General features: G+C 63.0%; 17 protein-coding genes. 7 read left to right on the top strand and 10 right to left on the bottom strand.

What is annotated here, in order from left to right; translation table 11 throughout:
- Positions 1-91 precede the first annotated feature (91 nt).
- A complete protein-coding gene (locus LB564_RS25625; RefSeq protein WP_224541889.1) occupies positions 92-439 on the top strand; it encodes a GFA family protein in 348 nt (115 codons plus the stop codon).
- 9 nt (positions 440-448) lie between these two features.
- Here LB564_RS25625 and LB564_RS25620 read toward each other — a convergent pair whose 3' ends face one another.
- Complete coding sequence (locus LB564_RS25620; RefSeq protein WP_224541887.1) at positions 449-1,357, bottom strand: SDR family oxidoreductase; 909 nt, start codon at positions 1,355-1,357, stop codon at positions 449-451.
- A gap of 97 nt (positions 1,358-1,454) precedes the next feature.
- On the opposite strand from LB564_RS25620, the gene LB564_RS25615 reads away from it, so the two are divergent.
- Positions 1,455-2,033 carry a TetR/AcrR family transcriptional regulator gene (locus LB564_RS25615; RefSeq protein WP_224541885.1) on the top strand — a complete coding sequence of 193 codons (579 nt, stop codon included), beginning with the start codon at positions 1,455-1,457 and terminating at the stop codon, positions 2,031-2,033.
- Between the two features lie 38 nt (positions 2,034-2,071).
- Here LB564_RS25615 and LB564_RS25610 read toward each other — a convergent pair whose 3' ends face one another.
- Positions 2,072-3,286, bottom strand: coding sequence for an MFS transporter (locus LB564_RS25610; RefSeq protein WP_224541883.1), 1,215 nt, complete (start codon positions 3,284-3,286; stop codon positions 2,072-2,074).
- 180 nt (positions 3,287-3,466) lie between these two features.
- On the opposite strand from LB564_RS25610, the gene LB564_RS25605 reads away from it, so the two are divergent.
- Together LB564_RS25605 and LB564_RS25600 are read left to right on the top strand one after the other, a co-directional pair.
- The gene (locus LB564_RS25605; protein ID WP_140704012.1) at positions 3,467-4,438 is read left to right on the top strand and encodes an AraC family transcriptional regulator; all 972 of its coding nucleotides are present in this window, start codon (positions 3,467-3,469) and stop codon (positions 4,436-4,438) included.
- A gap of 119 nt (positions 4,439-4,557) precedes the next feature.
- Complete coding sequence (locus tag LB564_RS25600) at positions 4,558-4,989, top strand: DUF4437 domain-containing protein (RefSeq protein ID WP_140704010.1); 432 nt, start codon at positions 4,558-4,560, stop codon at positions 4,987-4,989.
- Positions 4,990-5,157: 168 nt separating this feature from the next.
- On the opposite strand, the gene LB564_RS25595 is transcribed toward LB564_RS25600, so the two are convergent.
- From LB564_RS25595 to LB564_RS25565, 7 genes are all read right to left on the bottom strand, one after another.
- Entirely contained in the window at positions 5,158-6,243 is a 1,086-nt protein-coding gene (locus LB564_RS25595; protein ID WP_140704008.1) for an ABC transporter ATP-binding protein, read from the bottom strand.
- Entirely contained in the window at positions 6,243-7,346 is a 1,104-nt protein-coding gene (locus tag LB564_RS25590) for an ABC transporter ATP-binding protein (RefSeq protein ID WP_224541881.1), read from the bottom strand. The genes LB564_RS25595 and LB564_RS25590 overlap by 1 nt, the downstream gene beginning before the upstream one ends.
- Positions 7,343-7,573: a hypothetical protein gene (locus LB564_RS25585; RefSeq protein ID WP_140704004.1), complete on the bottom strand. Its 231-nt coding sequence runs from the start codon at positions 7,571-7,573 to the stop codon at positions 7,343-7,345. The genes LB564_RS25590 and LB564_RS25585 overlap by 4 nt, the downstream gene beginning before the upstream one ends.
- On the bottom strand, positions 7,570-8,529 hold the full coding sequence (locus LB564_RS25580) for a carbohydrate ABC transporter permease (RefSeq protein ID WP_027144637.1): 960 nt from the start codon (positions 8,527-8,529) through the stop codon (positions 7,570-7,572). The genes LB564_RS25585 and LB564_RS25580 overlap by 4 nt, the downstream gene beginning before the upstream one ends.
- Before the next feature lies 1 nt (position 8,530).
- Positions 8,531-9,436 carry a carbohydrate ABC transporter permease gene (locus tag LB564_RS25575; RefSeq protein ID WP_015315632.1) on the bottom strand — a complete coding sequence of 302 codons (906 nt, stop codon included), beginning with the start codon at positions 9,434-9,436 and terminating at the stop codon, positions 8,531-8,533.
- A gap of 69 nt (positions 9,437-9,505) precedes the next feature.
- Positions 9,506-10,822, bottom strand: coding sequence for an ABC transporter substrate-binding protein (locus tag LB564_RS25570; protein ID WP_140704002.1), 1,317 nt, complete (start codon positions 10,820-10,822; stop codon positions 9,506-9,508).
- 359 nt (positions 10,823-11,181) lie between these two features.
- Entirely contained in the window at positions 11,182-11,865 is a 684-nt protein-coding gene (locus LB564_RS25565) for a TetR/AcrR family transcriptional regulator (RefSeq protein ID WP_224541879.1), read from the bottom strand.
- A gap of 98 nt (positions 11,866-11,963) precedes the next feature.
- Between LB564_RS25565 and LB564_RS25560 the strand changes: the two genes are divergently transcribed.
- The 3 genes from LB564_RS25560 to LB564_RS25550 are packed head-to-tail and all read left to right on the top strand — an operon-like array spanning position 11,964 to position 14,462.
- Positions 11,964-13,160 (top strand): Tm-1-like ATP-binding domain-containing protein, encoded by a 1,197-nt coding sequence (locus LB564_RS25560; RefSeq protein WP_224541877.1) that lies wholly within the window; start codon positions 11,964-11,966, stop codon positions 13,158-13,160.
- Positions 13,161-13,169: 9 nt separating this feature from the next.
- Complete coding sequence (locus LB564_RS25555) at positions 13,170-14,036, top strand: phosphoenolpyruvate hydrolase family protein (protein ID WP_224541876.1); 867 nt, start codon at positions 13,170-13,172, stop codon at positions 14,034-14,036.
- A gap of 6 nt (positions 14,037-14,042) precedes the next feature.
- Positions 14,043-14,462 (top strand): cupin domain-containing protein, encoded by a 420-nt coding sequence (locus LB564_RS25550; protein ID WP_140703995.1) that lies wholly within the window; start codon positions 14,043-14,045, stop codon positions 14,460-14,462.
- Positions 14,463-14,635: 173 nt separating this feature from the next.
- Here the strand turns inward: LB564_RS25550 and LB564_RS25545 are convergent, their stop codons facing one another.
- Entirely contained in the window at positions 14,636-15,826 is a 1,191-nt protein-coding gene (locus LB564_RS25545) for a M24 family metallopeptidase (protein WP_224541874.1), read from the bottom strand.
- Between the last annotated feature and the right edge of the window lie 56 nt (positions 15,827-15,882).

The following is a 15,882-nucleotide window of genomic DNA, read 5'->3' as shown; positions in this document are numbered from 1 at the left end:
TAGAACGTCCTTAGGGCAAGCAGCCGCCAGGCCGCGAAACGCATAACCCGGCCAGCGTGCCTTTGCACCTGCCAGCGATAGGAAGATACTGATGCTGTACAAGGGCAGCTGCCACTGCGGCAAGGTTGCTTTCGAGGTGGAAGGCGAGCTTGGCGGCGTCATCAGGTGCAATTGTTCGATCTGTGCCCGCAAGGCCGCGCTGCTGTGGGCCGTGCCACATGACAAGCTTACCCTCATTGCCTGGGGCGATGACCTTGGCCGCTACACATTCGGCGATGCGAAAATAGCGCACCGTTTCTGCCGCAGCTGCGGCCTCCATCCCTTCGCCGAGGATGTCGACGAAGGTGCGGAGCGCAGCGCTTACATCAACATCAACTGTATCGATGATGTCGATCCGTCTACCTTGTCGATCTTCGATTTCGACGGGCGTTCGGCTTGAAGCCGACTGCTACCGGTAGCCTGTCGCATCGGCTGGCTTGCCGGCATCCTGAACCTCCGGAACATAGCGCCAGGCATCGGGCCGCGAGCCGTCGAGATCGGTAAAGCCATAGACTTGCGCCAGCCCTCCACTGGACAGCGACTGACCGTTCCAGCGCGAGCGATCCGGATCCGCCGCCAAGGCAGCCACGGCGCGGCCGACGAAGCGCGGCGTCTCGGAAATGACAAAATGCGGCACTTTCGCCGTCGCGTCGCGCCAGTTTTCCTCGGCGACGCCATAAATCTCCAGCATCATTTCCGAACGCATCCAGCCCGGCGTCAGCGAGACCGATGTGGCGCCGTGTTTCGCCAGGTCCTTGGCGTGGGCCCAGGCCATGCGGTTCACCGCCACCTTGGCAAGGTCGTAGAAGGGCGACAGGCGATAATGCTGGGCATTGTATGCGGCGGTGCCGTCGGTGACTTCGACCAGCAGCCCGCCCGGCCGCTCGATCATCAGCGGCAAGGCATGGTGCGCGGTGATCAGATGCGTGTCGATGGCCAGGCGCAGCATGCGCAGGCCGTTCTCCAGATTGTGCTCCCAGACGGGCTTGTCCCATTCGAACAGCTTTTCACCGCCCCAGATGTCGTTGACCAGTATGTCGAGCCGACCCTGCTCGGCGCGAATGCGCCCGACCAGCCCGCGCACGTCGTCGGCGATCAGATGATTCACCTTCACGGCGATGCCCTTGCCGCCATTCGCGGTGACCAATTCCGCCGTCTCCTCGATGGTCTCCGACCGGGCATATTCGGATTGCTGGCCGCGCGTGCTCCGCCCCGTGACATAGACAGTTGCACCGGCGACACCGAGTTCAACCGCTATGCCGCGCCCGGCGCCTCGTGTGCCGCCGGCAACCAGGGCAACTTTTCCTTGCAACGTCATTGAACTCTCCCAAAACAGCATCATCGATCAAATCCGAGCTGGCTAAGGCCGCTCGCAGCATATATAAATGATCATTCGGTTATAATGGAATGTCAAGATGACCCGTCCCAAAACCCGATCCGACGAGCAGGTGCTGAGAGCAGCCTTGCGATTGATCCACGAGCATGGCCCGGAGGCGCTCACCTTCGAGCGTCTGGCAAAAGCCTGCGGCCTGTCCGGCGCAACCCTGGTGCAGCGGTTCAAGAACAAGGCTCGGTTGAAGCAGCGCACCTTGCTGCATGCCTGGGACGACCTGGACGACAAGACAAGGGCGCTCGCAGCCAACATGCCCAAGACCCCGGCCGGCGCCATCGACTTGCTGGTGGCGCTGTCGCAGGGCTATGGCGGCATCGAGTCCTATGCCGAAGGCCTGCTCGTCTTGCGCGAGGATCTGCGCGATCCCGTGCTCAGGGCGCGCGGCGCGGCCTGGAAGGCATTCCTGTGCGCCGCTCTTGGGGCCTGCTTCGCTGAAATCGACGACTCGCCACAAGACGTCGGCCTGCTGATGGCGTCGCATTGGCAAGGTGCGTTGCTATGGTGGAGTTTTGATCCGACCATCGAAGTAGCCGTCCATGTCGAGGACAGTCTCAACCGCTTCGTCGCCGCCATCACAACGCCAACGGCCCGAAAACCGTAAGGGTTCCCGGGCCGTTGCCAGTTGGCTGCTGGGAGAGACTATTTGGCCTGCTTCGGGCCGCGCAGGAACACCACGATGGCAGCCAGCAGCGTTGCGATGCCGCAATAGGCAAAGGCGCTGGCAACGCCTGCATGGTCGACCAGCAGGCCGCCAAAGACAGCGCCCATCGCAATCGCCACCTGGAAGGTCGCCACCATCAGGCCGCCGGCGCTCTCGGCCTGGTCGGGCGCTGCCCGCACCAGCCAGCTCTGCAGCCCGACCGGCACCGCGCCGAAGGCGAAGCCCCAGGCAGCGACGGCGGCGGCGGCGATCATGGGCGACGCGCCAAGGATCAGCATCGAGGCGGCCGCCAATGCGATCAGCAGCGGTGCCAGCGCAACCGCTGCCTTGAGGTTGCGTTCGGCAAGGAAGCCGCCGGCAATGTTGCCGAAGAAGCCGCCAATGCCATAGGCCAGCAGCACCAGCGAGATCGTCTCGATGTTGAGCACCGGCACCTTCTCGAGGAAGGGACGGACATAGGTGAAGCCGGCAAAGTGCCCGGACGCGACCAGCAGCACGACCAGCAGGGCAACCCTGATCGACGGCCGCTCCAGCACTTCTAGCAAGGTCCGGAAGCTCGCGACACCGACCGGCGGCAGCTTCGGAATGGTGGCCAACTGCACCAGCAGCGCCAAGGCCCCGACGATGGTCGCGATCATGAAGGCCGTGCGCCAGCCCCAGATGTCGCCGACATAGGCGCCGACCGGAGCGGCGGTGACGGTGGCCAGCGACACGCCGGTGAGGATGATCGACATGGCGCGCGGCATCAGCCGCATCGGCACCAGCCGCAGCGCCATGGCCGCCGACATCGCCCAGAAGCCGCCAAGGGCGACACCGAGCACGACACGGGCGAGCAGAAGCGTGGTGAGCGACGAGGCGAAGGTGGCCAGGAGGTTGGACAGGATGAGGAAAACCGTCAGCATCCACATCACCAGCCTGCGGTCCATGCGCCTTGTGACGATGGCCATGGTGGGCGCGGCGATGGCGCCGACGATGGCGGTTGCCGTCACCGCCTGGCCGGCCACGCCTTCGCTGACGCCGAGATCACGCGCCATCGGCGTCAGCAGGCTGGCGGGCAGGAATTCGGCGGTGACAAGGCCGAAAACGCCAAGGGCAAGCGAGACGACCGCGCCCCACGCCGGTTCGGTTCGTTCATCGGATTCGAGGGGGTTGAGAAGTGCGGCGTCAATGGCGCCTGTCGCGGGTTCGGCCATGGTCAGTCTCCGATCTGTTTGCGGCGCCGCATGGAAAATGACCGGCTCGGGTCCACCCGTTACATGCCTCGCCGCCATGGCTTGGCTATGCGACCGGTCTACGGTTTGTTGCAACGCAGCATTTGGCTGCGACGCAACATGGGAGTGACAAGTTGGAGTTTCCATGCTAGAAACTCCGGAATGAATTACAATTCGTCCAAAATGGCGCTGCCGACTTCTGGCGACCCGCTGAGCGACATGCTGCGCGGATTGCGGCTCGACGGCGTCGACTATGGCCGCTGCGTGTTGGGCGAGCCTTGGGCCGTTTCCTTCCCGGCCCAGAAAGCCGCGCGGTTTCATTTCATCGGCCAGCAGGGCTGCTGGCTGTTCTCACCAGCCAGGGAGTGGATCGAACTCTCGGTGGGCGACGCACTCCTGATCCCGCGCGGTGACGAGCATGTCCTGGCCAGCGCGCCCGGCGTGCCCCCGGTGCCGATCGGCCGCTACACGATCGAACCGGTGTGCGAGAACATCTACGACGTCTCCAACGAGTGCGGCGGCCCCAAGACCTTGCTGTTTTGCGGCAGCATGCATTTCAATCTCGACGGCTCGCATCCGCTGCTCGACATGATGCCCACCCTGATGCAGGCGCACAAGTTGATGGCGAACGCGCCGGGTATTCAGCATCTGCTCGACGCGATGGCCGGCGAGGTGACGATGGACCGGGTCGGTTCCGGCGGCATCCTTGCCCGCCTTGCCGATGTGCTCGCCGCCACCATCATCCGCTCCTGGGTGGAGAACGGCTGTGGCGATGCCACCGGCTGGATCGCCGCCGTCCGCAATCCCGACGTCGGCAAGGTGCTGGCGACCATCCACCTGCAGCCGGATCGCGATTGGAGCGTCGAGGCACTGGCGCGGATGATGGGAGCCTCGCGCTCGGCTTTTGCCCAGCGCTTCGCCACGGTGGTCGGAGAGACGCCGGCCAAATATGTGCTGCGCGTGCGCATGCATCAGGCTAGGCAATGGCTGGCGCGGGACGGCATGAGGGTATCGGTCGCGGCGGCGAAACTGGGCTATGATTCGGAAGCATCCTTCAGCCGTGCCTTCAAGCGGGTGATGGGCGTGGCGCCGAGCCATCTGCGCCATAGCGGTGCCGGCGAAGAGCCGTCCTGACGTCAGCCACCAAAATCACTTCCAATCCTTCCCGGTCTGGAGGAATTGCCAGGTCTTTTGGACGCAGCGTCATGGCCGGCCGGCATCCGGCGGATAAGCTGGCTCGTGGAGGAAATCCCATGGCCAATCATTTCGCACTGCTCGCGCTTGGTGTCCTGTCGGTCATTCCCGGACGCGCCTTTGCCCTTGAGGACAGCTATCTGCCGGCAGGCAAGATCCCCTACGTCGCCGAGGCGCCAGACCAGCCGCAGCGCCTGGGACCACTGTGGGGCGAAAGGGCCAAGGGTCCAGCCGGAACATTACTGAAAGTCCCGGGCAACTGGCGCGCCCCCGTCCACGCGCACACCGCCGACTATCGCGCCGTGGTCATCCAGGGCCTATGGGCGCACTGGCAGATGGAAGGTGGTGAGGCGACCAAGGTCGAACTGCCGCCTGGATCATACTGGACCCAGAAGGCCAACGAGATGCATGACGACGCCTGCCTCTCGGACACCGAATGCGTGATCCTTTTGCTCAACACCGAACCCTACGAGACCTATCTGCCGAAGTAGAGACCGGACGAACCGTTCGAGCGGCATTGCCCCCCGACATTGATTGCAGAGGGCAGTTATGCTATACCTCTGGTTGAGGTGCCGAGTCGCGCCAAGAACCCGCCGCGAGGCGGGTTTTGTTTTGGGGCGCTGTCCAAGGTGCTTCTCCGCGACACCTCGGTCGCGACGTCATCCGGCGTGCCGTAAGCTCACGCCGCTGCCCTTATCGAACAGCACCACCTTGTCTGGGTTCCAGGCAAAACGCACCGGCTGCTCGATCGCGACATCGGTTCTGGCCGGCACCGTGGCGCGCAGGGTTGTGTCGCCGACCCGCAGCGTCAGGATCTTTTCCACGCCATGGTTCTCGACGTCGTGGACACGCGCCTCGACCGGTGCGCCGCTTTCCAGATAGACATCCTCCGGACGAATGCCGAAGACGAGCGGGCGCCCCTCGGTCGCCGCACCCGCTTTGGCTCCCCCCGCGAACGGCAGTTCGAAATTCAGCGGCGCCATCACCGCGCGGCCGTTCACCAGCCTGCCGTCGATGAGGTTCATCGGCGGCGAACCGACGAAGCTCGCCACATAGGTGTCGCGCGGATTGTTGTAGATCTCGTGCGGCGTGCCGGTCTGGATGATGCGGCCATGATTGAGCACACCAACCTTGTCGCCCATCGACATAGCCTCGATCTGGTCGTGGGTCACGAACAGGAAGGTGGCGCCAAGCTGTATCTGCAGGTTCTTCAACTCGGTGCGCAGCGCCTCGCGCAATTTGGCGTCGAGCGCCGACAGCGGTTCGTCCATCAGGAACACACGCGGCTTGCGCACGATGGCGCGGCCGATCGAGACGCGCTGCATCTCGCCGCCGGACAGCCTATCGGTCTTGCGGTCGAGCAGGTGCTCGATCCTGAGCGTGCGGGCGGCGCGGTCGACGCGGTCCTTGATCTCGGCGTCCGGCAGCCGGCGGATCTTCGGCTTCAGAGGAAATTCGAGGTTTTCGCGCACCGTGTAGCGCGGATAGAGCGAGTATTGCTGCAGCACCAGCGCCACGTCGCGCTCGGCCGCGCCCCAGTCGGCAACGTCGACCCCATCGATGAAGACCTGGCCTTCGCTCGGCTTTTCCAGCCCGGCGATCAGCCGCAGCGTCGTCGTCTTGCCGGCGCCCGTCTCGCCAAGCAGGACGAAGAATTCGCCATCGGCAATGTCGAGGTCGAGCCCGGTCAAGGCCGTGTGGTTGCCGAAAGTCTTGGAGATGTTCTTGAGTTGGATATGGGCCATCAGAGCCTCACCTCAAGCGACTTGCCGCTTGCCTTGTCGAAGAAATGCGCCTGCGTCGGATCGATCCTGGCGAACACTTTCTCGCCGGGACCGCTGACGAAGCCGCTCTTGGTGCGCGCCCGCAGCATCTTGGTGCCGACCTTCAGGTCGACGATGTCGAAGGAGCCGAGCGGCTCGACGATCTGGGTCTCGACGGCCATGAAGCCGTCGGCCGCGTCACGGCGAATGAGCACCCCTTCGGGCCGGATACCGAGCGCCAACCCATCGCCGGCATGACCGTTGAGCTTCGACAGCAGCGTGCTGGGAAACTCGAAGCCGGTGGCCGCGTCGCCCACGGTCACCGATGCGGCCGAGGCTTTCTCCGTCACGGCCGCGTCGGCGACATTCATCACCGGGCTGCCGACGAACTGGGCCACGAACAGATTGGCCGGCCGCGAATAGACCTCGTCGGGCGTTCCCACCTGCTGCAGCACGCCCTCATGCATGATGACGATACGGTCGGCGAGGCTCATCGCCTCGATCTGGTCGTGCGTGACATAGATGGTGGTCGAGCCCTGCTTGATGTGCAGCCGCTTGATCTCGGCCCGCATCTCCTCGCGTAGCTTGGCGTCGAGCGCGCCGATCGGTTCGTCCATCAGCATCGCCTTCGGCCGCCGCACCAGCGCCCGGCCGATCGCCACCCGCTGCATGTCGCCGCCCGACAGCGCCGACGGCTTCTTCGCCAGCAAATCCGTTATCTGCAGCGTCTTGGCGACCGAGCGCACTTCCTGGTCGATCTCGCTTTTGCTCTTGCGCGTGGCGCGCAAGGGAAAGGCGATGTTCTCGTAGACGCTCATATGCGGGTACAGCGAGAACGACTGGAACACCATGGCGATGTCGCGGTCGGCGGCCTTCAGATGCTGGACCGGTTTGCCGTCGATGAGGATATCGCCCTCGTCGATGGTTTCCAGTCCGGCGATGGCGCGCAAGGTCGTCGTCTTGCCGCAGCCGGACTGACCGAGCAGCACGATGAACTCATTGTCCGCGATCTTGAGGTTGAGGTCCTTGATGACCTGGACGGCACCGAAGAATTTCTGGACGCCGCGAAGCTCGATCTGGGTCAATGCTGTGCTCCCGGATTTCGCGCATCCGCGCCATGACCGGTGCCGGCCTGTTCCTCCGGCGCGATCTTCGAGGTGATGTTGAAGCCGACCAGCCCGATCAGGATGATGGTCAGGCCGTAGGTGTGCAGGGTCATGTTCCAGGGTTGGCACAGCGCCACGATGCCGAGCACCATGAGTATCTGCGAGCCCGGTTCCAGATATTTCTGATTGATGGTGCGAAAGCTCATTTGCGGATCGCTCCGAAGGACATGCCGCGCAGCAGATGATTGCGAAGCAGGAAGGTGAAGATGGCGACCGGCAGCAGGAACAGGAAGGTTCCGGCGGCGATCACCGTCCAGTCAGGCAGGCCGGAGCCGACCTGGCTCGGGATGAAGGGCGGCGCCGTCTGGGCGCGGCGGTTGGTCATGATCAGCGCGAAGGCGTATTCGTTCCAGGCCGTGATGAAGCAGAAGACGGCGGTGGCGGCGATGCCGGTGGCGGCCTCGGGCAGCACGATCTTGAAGAAGGCTTCCATGCGGGTGTAGCCGTCGACGAGTGCCGCCTCCTCATACTCCTTCGGGATTTCGTCCATGAAACCCTTCATCAGCCACACCGAGAAAGACAGGTTGAAGGCGGTGTAGAGGATGATCAGGCCTATGTGGGTATCGTTGAGGCCGACCGCGCGGTACATCAGGAACATCGGGATCGCCACCACCACCGGGGGCAGCATGCGCGTCGACAGGATGAAGAAGAGCAGGTCCGCCTCTCCTTTCACCTTGAAGCGCGAGAACCCATAGGCGGTGAACGTGCCCATGCCGACCGCCAGCACCGTCGACGTGATGGCGATGATCAGCGAGTTCAGGAAGCGGCTCGGATAGCCCGACCACTGCACTTGGCCCTTGCCGTCGCGCACGATCTTTTCACCGCCGTCGAAGACGACACGCTCCCACCATGGGGCCGCCGCGTACTCTTCCGGCGACGGCGGACTGCGCAATTGGGAGCGCTTGGTGAACAGCTTCACGAAGGGCGAAATCTCCGGCTGGAAGACGACGGTCGGCGGAATGGTGGTGGCAAGATTGCGCGGCTTGAACGCCGTCGAGGCGATCCAGTAGATCGGCGCCAGGAAGATGATGGTCACCAGCAGCACGGCAACGATGGCGACGCGGTTGAAGGTGATTTCGGAAGAAGTGCGGACGGCGGCCATCTCAGCGCTCCTTCACCTTGTTGAGATATTTGACGTAGATGTTGGTGATCGCCAGCACCATGATCAGCACGATATAGGCCATCGCGCAGGAGCGCCCGGTCTGCCATTCCTGGAACGCCATCTTGTAGAGCCGGATCGAGATCAGCTCCGCCGTCGGCTGGCTGGTCAGGATGTAGGCGAGATCGAAAGTCTTGAACGCTTCCATGGTGCGGAAAATGACGGCGATCATCAGGATCGGCGCGACGAGCGGCAGCGTGATGCGGAAGAAGGTATAGAACGGCCCGGCGCGATCGATCGCGGCGGCCTCATAGAGATGCTTCGGCACAGCCGACAGCCCGGCCAGCGACAGCAGCATGACGAAGGGCGACCACATCCAGATGTCGGTCAACGCAACGGCGTAGAGCGCCATCTTGGGATCGGCCAGCCACTCGAAATTGCCGAGCCCGAGCGCATAGTTGATGACCCCCCACGACGGATCGTAAAGCAGTTTCCAGAACAGCCCGACGACCGCCATCGACAGCATCATCGGCAGCAGCAGCAGCGTGGTGATAAGGCCCTTGAGCGGAATATCCCGGTTGAGCAGCATCGCCACGCCGAAGCCGACCAGCAGTTGTCCGACGACCGAGACAATCACGTACTTCGCCGTGATGGCGAAGTTCGACCAGACATAGGGGTCGTTGAGCAGGTCGCGATAATTCTGCAGCCCGACGAAATTCGCCGGCGCATTGGTCGAGGCGCGAAAATCGGTGAAGGAGTAGCCGAGCGAGTAGATCAGCGGAAAAATGTTGAAGACGATCAGGAACAGAACCGTCGGGATGATGAAGAGATTGCGGATGGAGATATCGCTCAGGCCGCGTGCCGCGGCGCGCGAGGATCTGTCGAGGGTGGTGATCATCGTGGTCGCCAAGACCCTGCTCCCGGTTCAAGAAAAAGAAACGGAGGAGGCGACACCGCCCCCTCCGCGGGACATGAAGGATTATTGCACGCGGCCGTATTTCTTGAAGGTCGCGTTCCAGTCGCCAGCCAGTGCGTCCAGCGTTTCCTTGGCGGTGCCACTGCCGCCGATCATGTAGGGGTAGATGCGCTGGTTGAGCTGCTGCAGCAGTTCGGCGTATTCCGGCACTGCCCAGAAGTCCTTCACCTTGAACATGGTCTCGTAGAAGGCCTTGTTGTAGGGCGTGGCGTTCTGGAACTCAGGCGACTTGAGCACTGCCTGGCTGCAGGTGTAGCCGCCAAGGGCCGCCCACTTCTTCTGGGTCTCGTCCTTGATGAACCATTCGAGGAACTTCATCGCCTCGTCCTGCTTCTTCGAGTACGAGATGACGGAGATGCCTTGCCCGCCGAGTGCGGCGAACTGGTCGCCATTTGGACCCGGAGGATTGGCGAAGAAGCCGGTGTTCTTGGCATTCGGGTTCGACGCCTCGTTGATCAGCGAGGGGAAGAACGCGAAGAAGTTCATGCTCATCGCGGCCAGGTTTTCCGTGATTGCCTGGTTGTCCTCGACGAAGAACGATTTGGCCCAGCCCGGAGGCGTGAACTTGTAGAGTTCCTTATAGGCATCGAGCGCGGCAACCGCCTTGTCGGAGTTGATATGGCCGTCGACCTTGTAGGTCGTGTAGTCGCCCAACTCACCGCCATAGGAGAACAGCGCGTTCTCGAAGCCCATCGCCATCGCGTCATAGGAATTGTCGGTGTAGATGGCGATGCCGTATCTCTTCTGGTCCGGCCGGTGGAAGAACTCCGCGATGTCGCGCAGCGCCTTGAAATCCTTCGGCACGTCGAGGTCGTAGCCATACTTGGCCTTGAAGGCTTCCTTTTCCTTGGGATCCTCGAACCAGTCCTTGCGATAGGACCAGCCGACGGCGTCGCCCTCGAGCGGGATCGCCCAGTATTTGCCGCTGTTGCCGGGATACTCGGCATAATATTTCACCGTCGCCGGTGCCATGACGTTGCCGAGATCATGCTTCTTGAAGAAATCGGTCAGATCCACATAGTGGCCACCGGTGGAGCCGGCGCCGAGCCACTGCGAGTCGCCAACGACCAGGTCATAGGCGTCGCCATGGGCGTTGAACTCGGTGAAGGCCTTGGTCTGGAAGTCGGACCAGGGCGTGGTTTCCACCGTGATCTTGACGCCGGTTTCCTTCTCGTACTCGTTGCCGAGTTCCTGCAGGTAATTGGCCGGATCCCATTCCGCCCAGAAGATGGTGAGCGACTTTTCCTGCGCGTAGACGGACGTTCCGCAGGCAAGCGTTAAGCCGATACCAGCAAGCACGCTGGTCACTAACTTGCGCATAATGATTTCCTCCCTTGTGCGCATTCTACCTTGTCTTGCGAGCCGGCGACGGAGCCGGCCCTGGTAGTTCCTCCGTGGTCGCGCTTTTCCAAACTTGGAGCCTCCTCGCTCTGTCCGGAAATGGATCGCAGCCCTCACTTTCGATCCGCTTTTCTTTCCAAATCTGGTATTACCAATTGTGAATGCCCGTCAAGCCCTTTCTTGAGCAAGGATGCCGGGCAAAGTCAGCGAATTCCAGACTTATCCAACTGTTTTCTCTATATTTTCCTACTCATTGATACGTTTTGGCCTTGTGTTGACTTTTGCATTGGAACTAATATCGGCAGTCGACACTCAAATCTGGTCCAACCAGATAAGCGCTATCTCTGCGTCGTTGCCAGAGTGATCCGGGCCGTGTCGGCACCCGACTCGGCGATCGCCGCGCGCACCAGCGCGCTTGCCGCCCATTGCGCGACCGACATCGTCCGGCGGCTGTCCAACCCCCATATATCCTTGAGCACGATCAGCACCTCGACGCCGAAGATCAGCGACAGCGCCTGCGCCAGCCGCTTGAGGTCGCGCGGCGGCAGGCGATCCTTGAGCGGCGCGAGCGCCTCCTTCAGCAATTCGACGCGATGGCCGCGCGTGAAGGCCGGCTCGCCGCCCAGCGTGCCCGCTTGGCGCCGCGCCCATTGATCGAGCGACAGTTTCAGCGCCGCCTTGAATGTCGCCTCGAAGGCCTCGATGCGCGGCATGGCGGTATCGAACAGTTCGGCCACGCGGCGCTCGGCATCGGCGGCGGTGGATTTCCAGGTGAGGATCGGCCCGAGCCCCTCGTCGACGACCGCTTGCACCAAGGCTGCCTGGCTGGGAAAATAGCGATAGGCGGTGGCGCGGGACACTTGCGCCGCCTCCGCCACCTCGCTGACCGACGGCGTGACACCCGCCTGCATCAACCTTGTCGCCGTCTCCAGCATCAGCCGTTTCGTACGCGCGCGGGGTCCGCGCTCGGCTCTCTCACCGGCATCGTCGTTCGTTGCGGGTTGTTGACGTGAGACATCCATACCAATACGATACGCGCGTCTCAAAAAATTGCAATGGCAGCCGGTGCGATCCTGGCGATGAGATACAAGCATCGCAGCCGCCGGGATTGGGAACCTTGATGAAGCGCGTCTATGTGGTGGGCACGGCTGACACGAAGGGCGAGGAACTCGGCTTCCTGGCCGACGCCATCGCTGCCACCGGCGCCCTCGTCTGCCGTGTCGATGTCGGAACGCGCGAGGCAACAATATCCGTCGACATCGGCGCCAAGGATGTCGCGGCGCATCATCCCGCCGGCGGCACGGCCGTGCTCGGCGGCAATGACCGTGGCGCGGCTGTCGCCGCCATGGGCGTCGCCTTCACCCGTTTCATCCAGTCGCGAAATGACATTGCCGGCGTGATCGGCATTGGCGGCGGCGGCGGCACCTCGATTATCACCGCGGGCATGCGCGCGCTGCCGCTCGGCCTGCCCAAGATCATGGTCTCGACGCTGGCCTCCGGCGACACCGCCCCTTACGTCGACGTATCCGATATCATCATGATGCCATCGGTGACCGACATGGCCGGGCTGAACCGGCTCTCCCGGGTCGTGCTGCACAACGCCGCTCAGGCGATTTCAGGCATGGCAGGCAATCCAGCACCGGCAGCGGACGGCAAGGCGTCGATCGGCCTCACCATGTTCGGCGTCACCACGCCTTGCGTGACCGCAATCGCCGATCAATTGCGCGACATCTACGACTGCATGGTGTTCCACGCCACCGGCACCGGCGGCCGCAGCATGGAGAAACTGGCCGACAGCGGCCTGCTGTCGGGTGTCATCGACATCACCACGACGGAGGTCTGCGACCTGCTGTTCGGCGGCGTGCTGCCGGCGGCACAGGATCGGTTCGGCGCCGTCGCCCGCACCGGCCTGCCCTATGTCGGTTCGGTGGGCGCGCTCGACATGGTCAATTTCTGGGCGCCTTCGACCATCCCGGAACGGTATCGTGGCCGCCTGTTCTACGAGCACAACCCGAATGTCACGCTGATGCGCACGACCGCGCGGGAATGCCGCGCGATCGGCGAATGGATTGGTGCCAAACTCGCTTTGTGCAAAGGCCCGGTGCATTTCCTGATCCCGGAAAAAGGCGTCTCCGCGCTCGACATCGAAGGCGGCGCCTTCTTCGATCCGGAAGCCGACGCCGCCCTGTTCGAAGCCATCGAGCGCACCATCAGGCCGAATGCGACGCGCCGCGTCACCCGCTTGCCGCTGCACATCAACGATCCGGAATTCGCCCAGGCGGCAACCGCCGCCTTCCTCGACATCGCCAGACAGTGAGACCCAGACATGCCAGCCATACCGCGCAAGGACATAGTGAAGAAATTCCGGGGAATGATCGACAAGGGCGTGCCGATCGTCGGCGGGGGCGCCGGCACCGGCCTGTCGGCCAAGGCCGAGGAAGCCGGCGGCATCGACCTGATCATCATCTACAATTCCGGCCGCTATCGCATGGCCGGACGCGGCTCGGCCGCCGGCCTGCTCGCCTATGGCAATGCCAACGACATCGTCAAGGAAATGGCCTACGAGGTCTTGCCGGTGGTCAAGAAGACCCCCGTGCTGGCCGGCGTCAACGGCACCGATCCCTTCGTCATCATGCCGCTGCTTTTGGCGGAACTGAAGACGATGGGCTTTTCCGGCGTGCAGAATTTTCCGACCATCGGCCTGTTCGACGGCAGCATGCGGCAGAGTTTCGAGGAAACCGGCATGGGCTTCGGCCTCGAGGTCGACATGATCGCCGAGGCACACAAGCTCGACCTCTTGACCACGCCCTATGTCTTCAACCCGGAAGAGGCGCGCGCCATGACCAAGGCCGGCGCCGACATCATCGTCGCCCATATGGGCGTGACCACGGGCGGCTCGATCGGCGCCACGTCTGCCAAGTCGCTGGACGATTGCGTCGTGGCCATCGACGCCATTTCGGAAGCCGCGCGCTCGGTGCGCAAGGACGTCATCCTGCTTTGCCATGGCGGCCCGATCTCGATGCCCGACGATGCCCGCTACATTCTCTCTCGTGCCAAGGGCCTGCACGGTTTTTATGGCGCGAGCTCGATGGAACGGCTGCCGGCGGAAGCCGCGATCGCCAGGCAAACGGCGGATTTCAAGGCGGTCACGCTGGGCGGCGACAAGGCGCCCACGAAGAAAAAGAAGGGATGATGAGAGATGACCGACAAGAGCAAGGTGTTTGTCTATCCGAAGGACGTCGACGCCTTCGGCTTCGACTGGGGGAAATTGTCCCTGACCGTTGCCCCTGAAGTGAATGGCGCGACCCGTTTTTCCGGCGGCGTCGTCGACCTGCCCTCGGGCAAGGGCCATACCCGCCACAACCATCCGGGTGCGGAAGAGATCATCTTCGTCATTTCGGGCCATGGCGAACAGATGGTCGAGGACGAGCAAGGCAATCCGGTGGTCGAGAAGGTCGGTCCCGGCTGCACCATCTATGTGCCGGAAAGCCGCTTCCACTCGACGCTAAATACGGGTGATGCGCCGATGCAGCTCTTCGTTGTCTATTCGCCAGCCGGGCCGGAACTGGGCTTGCGGGAGCTGCCGGATTTCAGGCTGATCCCGGCGAGCGGAAAGTAATCGCGCAAAGGCCCCCTCATCCGGCCGCTTCGCGGCCACCTTCTCCCCGAGGGGAGAAGAGGCTGACACCGGCGCATGCGTCTTCTCTCCCCTCGGGGAGAGGGCGGATTGCCCGAATTGCCCCGCGATTCGGTTTGGCAATCCGGGTGAGGGGGACTGCGCCGACCTTGCCCCTACAGACCTCCACCCCTGTTCCAACCCCGCCCGCGATCGCCGAACATCACATACCCCGTCTCCGTCACAGCGAGCGTGTCCTCCAGCTTGATGAAGCCGCGCGTCGGGTGAAGCATGGTGGTCTCCACCGACAGCACCATGTTTGTCTCCAGCGGCTTGGCCGCATAGGTGCCTTCATAGGTCACCGGATGGTTGGTCATCAGGAACGGCGCCTCATGCGTGATCAGGCCCATGCCGTGAGCGAAGAAATCCGTATAGGGGGCGACCTTGGATGTCTTCAGCACGCCCTCGGCGTAAGCGATCATGTCGCCGCCCAGCGTGCCCGCCTTCACCTTCGAGAAGGCGGCTTGCTGCACCGTCTCGACCTCGGCCAGCAGATCCTCCAGCTCGGCATCGGGCTCGCCCAGAATGCCCATCCGGCAGAGGTCGCCGATATAGCCGTGATAATTGCCGCCGGAATCGATCGACAGCACTTCGCCCTTCTTCCAGGCCTGCGATGAGGTGGCGCGGTTGTGGCTGGAGCCCAGCGTCAGCAGGCAATATTCGAAATGCGCGCCGCGATTGGTCTCCTCGCGCCTGATCCGCTCGATCATCTCGGCCTTGGTGGTGCCTTCGCGCGCCCAGGCGATCGTCGCCAGCATGGAGTCCGTGATCAGTTCGGAGGCGGTGCGCAACTTCTCGAGCTCGGCATCGGTCTTGATGGCGCGCATGCGCTCCAGCATGTCGGTCGCATCGATCAGCTTGGCCTCCGGCAATGCCTTGCGGATCAGCGCATAGGCGTCCGACGGCAGAAAGCCAGGCTCGATACCGATGCGCGCCCCTTCCTTGCCGATCTTTCTGACATGCTCGACCGCGAGGTTGGCGGCATCGAGCGTGCCCCAGCAGGCGGCATGCAGCGTCGGCGTCCAGAACGGATGGTTCTGGTGCTCGCCGCCCTCCATGCGGTTGCCGATATAGGCCGCATGGTCCGGCCCGCCCCTTTCGTAGACGACGATCGGCAAATAGCGGCTGTGGCCGATCGCATCCATGGCGGCGAAGAAGATGAACTTGTAGCCGCCCAGCAGGTACTGCGTGTTGTGCTTGGAGGTCGCGAGCAGCACGTCGATGCCCGCCTCGTCCATCAGCCGGTCGACCCTAGCCTGGTCGAACGGGATATTGCTGACGGCATTCTTGCCCGGCGCGATGTTCATCACTCTCTCCCTGAATTAGCCCGAGATCGATCCTGTTTCGCAGCGATCCGCTGGCC

Origin of the sequence: Mesorhizobium sp. ES1-6 (assembly GCF_020164775.1) — a bacterium.
Lineage (GTDB): Bacteria > Pseudomonadota > Alphaproteobacteria > Rhizobiales > Rhizobiaceae > Mesorhizobium.
Note: the sequence above shows the minus strand (reverse complement) of the source record. Positions and strands in the feature narration are given on the sequence as shown.